Raw genomic sequence first — 4,078 nt, forward strand, 5'->3', positions numbered from 1 at the left:
GCTTCTGGATTATCTCAAGCTCTAACAGGTGCTTCAAGAGCTGCTGGAAGCTTTGCAAATCAGCAAGCTCTATCTACACAAACAAGTATAGCTGCTCCTAGAGGAGATGAAGTTTGGGCGATGAATGCAGGGGTAGTGAGTTTGCAAGGTGCTACTAGCATAGGAAGCAGTAGATATTCTACTACTAGCATAGCAGGGGGTGGAACAACTGTGGCTGATGTAAATACAGGTTCTAAAATAAGTGGTGATATGCAAGGCGTTACTGCTGCTAACATTGCAGGACTTAGTGCTAGTGATATGAAATCAAAACAAGCTTCTTTAGCAGGTGAAGTTTCTCAAGGTATTAGCGATGCTTTAAAAACAGGACAAACTTCTCAATCTGTTGCTAATATGGCATTTGATCATTCTGCCTCTCATGGTATTAATGCTCAAGCACAAGAAATCTTTAAAGCAAGCTCTACTATGGCATTTAATAAGATGGCTCAAGCAGGAGATCAAAGAGCGCAAGAACTTATGTCAGCACTCAAGGCAGGTGGCAGTATAGCAAGCGTAGTAGATGGCAGTGTAAATATTACAGAAAAAGATGGCACAAGCAGAACCTTTACATTTACAGATCAAGAAATGCAACAATGGGCTAAGGACTTTGGGGATAATGTGGCTTCTACTTATGCTCGTGATGATTCAGCTAGAGCCTCTCTTAATAATGCTTTCTCAACCTTTACAGGTAAAGAATTCTCTCAAGTGCATTCAGCTATTAATAAATATAGCTCGGTTGAATCGTTTGCAAGCAATGTTAACTCTGATTCTGTGCCTAAAGCACTCAATAATTACATTCGTTCAGGTGATAATGCAGCAATTACAAATGCTTGGAATAGTGGTAATATCGGAAAAGCTATGGCAATGGCTTCTGATGATTTCCAAAGATGGAGTGTTAATAATCCACAACAACTCTCTAAATACTTTAGCGCAGGAGATTTTAGTAGTCCGCAAAACACTATGGGTTCTGTAGGTATGCAAAATTATTATAGTCCTTCTACAGCTTCTGCAATCCATAAAGGCAATTATGGCACAGTAGATTCAGCAGCCGTAGGATTTGGAAATAGTTATGAAGCTGATAAGAAATCTATGGCAGAAGGACATTTTAACACTACAGGACAAAACACAGCTTGGGGACAAGGTAATTCACAAGGAACAGTGCAACAAGAAGTTCAAGGACAAGTTAATAATGCGGTAAATCAATTTAATAAAGGCGCTCCTGCAAGAACAGTTGATGATGGTGTTAAGGTTGCAGAAATGGCTGCTGATGGAGCAAAAGGTTCATTTAACAATACTGTAAATGCTTTAGGAACTGTAACTCAAACAGCCCTAAATAATCCTTCTCAACTTCTTGATTCTAAGTTTTGGACAGGTGCGAGAGATGCGAATGGTAATTTAATACAACCTTCAAATGGCGGAAATAATAATTCTGCTCCTCCTGCGCCTAAAATACCTCCTGAATTTTTAAAATAAGCAAGCTAATTTAGGCTTGCTTATAAATATTGTTAAAATATGTTTTTGCTTTTTATTTGTGGAAATATTAAGTATGTAATAAAAATTTGAAAAATGTTTGCAAGAATGATAATTAAAATAAGCTAGAAATTTTTCTAGCTTTATAAAAATTAATTAAAAAAACCTTTTCACCTTTTTTATTTTGTGTATATAATTCTCCTATACCTTCAGCATTAATAAAAGAAGGATCGTACATATGTTTTTATTTTTAATCGCATCATTAATGAAAGCTGTTGCTAAATTTAAAACAGCTATTTACTCTTGGAACTCTTCCTATTCCATTTCCACAAGGGTAATCATCGCGAAGTGAATCATTTATTGTATCATCAACCCAAACATCTATTAAACCAAAGAAAAAAGAAAATGTTTTTTTGATGATCTTTAAAACCACTTTCACTAATTCATAAGGCAATTTTAAAATACCTATGAAAAGATTTTTAACTCCACTTTTAGAGCTATCTTTTTTAATACTTTTTATGGTTTTTATCCAAGCTAAAGCATAATATAAAATGAAAGCAGTTGCTATTAAGCCTATAAGTGTTTTTGTAAATATTTCATTCTTGCTTATAAATAAAATGCCTATATTAGTCAAAATCAATACAAGAAACACAATAAAAGTGATCTTTAATTTCATATTTACTGCTTTATCCATCTTTATTCCTTTCAATTATAACTTATTCATATTTTTAATAAAATTATACCATATTTTAATAAATTTTGCAAGTATTTTTGCTATAAAATGCCTATTTTTTAGTGGTTTGAAACGGATTTCTTTCTTTTTTTTGACTTGATTGTTTTATTTATTGCTTAATGAAAATTAATTTGGGTATAATTAGCAAATTAATTTTTTTAGCTTCATATTGATTTGCTAATCAAATATAAATGTTAAAATAGTCTATACAGTATTTAGGATATTAATTGAAAGAATAAAGAGGGTAGTAAAATGAAAACCACAGAATATAATACGCAACAAAAAAATAATAAAGAATATTTAGCTGAGAGAAAAGCAGTTAAAAAAACTATGGCAAAAATGGAAAAAGAGTTAGAAAAACCTGCTATAAATGCGGTGTTTCAAAGACTTAAAAATAAATGAAATATATAGAACTAAGCGAAGCTATTGCTATACACGAAAAGATTATTGAAAAAACAGGCGGATTAAGTGGTTATAATGAAACACAAATAGGATATTTGGCTAGCGCATTAGAGCATATAAAAAACGATGATTATTATCCTACAATAACTGATAAAATTACACATTTAATATTTTCCTGTGTAAAATTTCATCCATTTGCTGATGGAAATAAACGGACTTCGATATTTCTAGGTATGCACTTTTTAGATTTAGATGGTAAATATAATGATAAATTTGCTGAAGTTATGGAAGATATTGTTGTCGGTGTTGCAGATGATTCTATTGCAAAAGATGATTTAAATCAAATTTTACAAAATTTTATTGATAAAAATATAGAAGTTGAAGGATAATTTTTATCATAACCATCAAAATATAAATTCACATTTGCATTGTTATATTGATAACGAAGTTTAATACAGTTTCCGACTTTTTTATATTTAGCATTATTGTACTTCTCTAATAAAATATCTAAAATAATAGTATCACTCATTTGCACTCCTTTAAAACGAAAATCTAAATATTATGTTATTATACAATCAACATTTTAGAGCAATACTAAATATAAACTAAATTGACAATTTTTTTATTGTATGATATAATTTAAAATCATTATAAGGGCGGATCGAGATCGCCCATCTTAAATACTATTTTAAGTAGCTATTCAAATCTTTTTCAAAACTCTCTATTAAATCACTTAAAAAAGCATTGATTTTATTTGGCATAACGCCTATAAAGGTATTATGTGATTTTGTGGTGATTCTAGGAGCTAAAGCCTTTTGATTTGTTATTTTTGTTTTATATAAATTTTCCCAGTGAAAACTTCTATTTCTGATTGTGAGTAAAAGGTTAAGAACAATATTTGCTTTTTCTATATTGCTAAAACTATTTTTATATTTTTTATTATTTACATAGTGAAAGTAATATTCTTTGTTGTGTGCATAATATTTTTTAAAATTTATATTAGAAGAATTAATTATTTTTGCCTCTAAGTGTTCTAGCTTAATTATAAATATTACATCTCCTAAAGAAATTCTTGAAATGAGTTGATTGTTATCTAATATTTCTTTGTTTTGCAATTTAATTATTTTTTGTTTGATGTTTTCTTCGTTATAATTTCTTAACCATTCTAAATCTTTTTCTTTCATATGTTTATCTAGTAAATTTCTTAATACTAGTTCAAGTATTGCTATTTTTGTTGTTATGCTTGCAATCATTTTTAAATTATCAAAATGTTCGTAAATATTATTATAAGATTCTAATCTTTCTTTAGAAAACAAATATTCAAGATCGGTTTGTTCTGTTGGCATGAATTTCTCTAATATTGGATTAATATTCTTAAATCATATCAAATTTTTACAAAAAATATTATTATTCACACTTGTAAGTACTTTTTTCAAG

At 29.5% G+C, this 4,078-nt stretch carries 5 protein-coding genes and 1 pseudogene; 3 read left to right on the top strand and 3 right to left on the bottom strand.

Annotation, left to right across the window (positions count from 1 at the left end):
* Positions 1–1,509, top strand: a pseudogene (locus ELQ11_RS10395) (hypothetical protein); the annotation flags it as partial.
* Between the two features lie 259 nt (positions 1,510–1,768).
* Here ELQ11_RS10395 and ELQ11_RS09325 read toward each other — a convergent pair.
* Positions 1,769–2,200: a hypothetical protein gene (locus tag ELQ11_RS09325; RefSeq protein WP_126230641.1), complete on the bottom strand. Its 432-nt coding sequence runs from the start codon at positions 2,198–2,200 to the stop codon at positions 1,769–1,771.
* A gap of 291 nt (positions 2,201–2,491) precedes the next feature.
* Between ELQ11_RS09325 and ELQ11_RS09955 the strand changes: the two genes are divergently transcribed.
* Positions 2,492–2,641: a hypothetical protein gene (locus ELQ11_RS09955; protein ID WP_002861539.1), complete on the top strand. Its 150-nt coding sequence runs from the start codon at positions 2,492–2,494 to the stop codon at positions 2,639–2,641.
* Positions 2,638–3,030 (top strand): type II toxin-antitoxin system death-on-curing family toxin, encoded by a 393-nt coding sequence (locus ELQ11_RS09330; protein ID WP_002861538.1) that lies wholly within the window; start codon positions 2,638–2,640, stop codon positions 3,028–3,030. Before ELQ11_RS09955 ends, ELQ11_RS09330 begins: the two co-directional genes overlap by 4 nt.
* Here the strand turns inward: ELQ11_RS09330 and ELQ11_RS09335 are convergent.
* Positions 2,982–3,170, bottom strand: coding sequence for a hypothetical protein (locus ELQ11_RS09335; protein WP_002871456.1), 189 nt, complete (start codon positions 3,168–3,170; stop codon positions 2,982–2,984). The two genes, ELQ11_RS09330 and ELQ11_RS09335, sit on opposite strands and share 49 nt — an antisense overlap.
* 154 nt (positions 3,171–3,324) lie before the next feature.
* Positions 3,325–3,987: a hypothetical protein gene (locus tag ELQ11_RS09340; RefSeq protein ID WP_002871457.1), complete on the bottom strand. Its 663-nt coding sequence runs from the start codon at positions 3,985–3,987 to the stop codon at positions 3,325–3,327.
* Positions 3,988–4,078: the final 91 nt, after the last annotated feature.

The organism is Campylobacter sp. US50a, assembly GCF_004379015.1.
Lineage (GTDB): Bacteria > Campylobacterota > Campylobacteria > Campylobacterales > Campylobacteraceae > Campylobacter_D > Campylobacter_D jejuni.

Excerpts from the sequence above, each read along its gene's own strand:
- ELQ11_RS09325 (WP_126230641.1), bottom strand. The coding sequence starts at position 2,200 with ATGGATAAAGCAGTAAATATGAAATTAAAGATCACTTTTATTGTGTTT.
- ELQ11_RS09955 (WP_002861539.1), top strand. The coding sequence starts at position 2,492 with ATGAAAACCACAGAATATAATACGCAACAAAAAAATAATAAAGAATAT.
- ELQ11_RS09330 (WP_002861538.1), top strand. The coding sequence starts at position 2,638 with ATGAAATATATAGAACTAAGCGAAGCTATTGCTATACACGAAAAGATT.
- ELQ11_RS09335 (WP_002871456.1), bottom strand. The coding sequence starts at position 3,170 with ATGAGTGATACTATTATTTTAGATATTTTATTAGAGAAGTACAATAAT.
- ELQ11_RS09340 (WP_002871457.1), bottom strand. The coding sequence starts at position 3,987 with ATGCCAACAGAACAAACCGATCTTGAATATTTGTTTTCTAAAGAAAGA.